Raw genomic sequence first — 289 nt, forward strand, 5'->3', positions numbered from 1 at the left:
TGCGGCGCCGGCGTTGATGCGTGATGACGGTGACGGGACGATGACGTTGTGGCGGTGGTCGTCGTCGGGTTCGTCGTTCTCGTTGGAGGGGGATCTGTTCGAGTCCGGTGGTTGGACGATGTCGCGGGTCGGTGATCGGGTGGCGGCCGGCGATGTCGATGGTGATGGTCGCGATGATGTGGTGGCGACGTATCAGGAGTCGGATGGGTCGTTCAGTTTCCGGGTGTGGAAGGGGGGTGTGTCGCACGATCGGTGGTATTCGTCGGGTCCGTTTAATTTGGATCTGGTG

At 61.9% G+C, this 289-nt stretch carries 1 protein-coding gene; it reads left to right on the forward strand.

The genetic code is table 11. From position 1 onward, the window contains the following. Nucleotides 1-289 (forward strand): FG-GAP-like repeat-containing protein (locus ACPXB1_RS30570; protein ID WP_425736167.1); only part of this gene is annotated, 289 nt, incomplete at both ends.

Origin of the sequence: Micromonospora sp. DT68, from assembly GCF_049847245.1 — a bacterium.
Classification (GTDB): Bacteria; Actinomycetota; Actinomycetes; order Mycobacteriales; family Micromonosporaceae; genus Micromonospora; species Micromonospora profundi.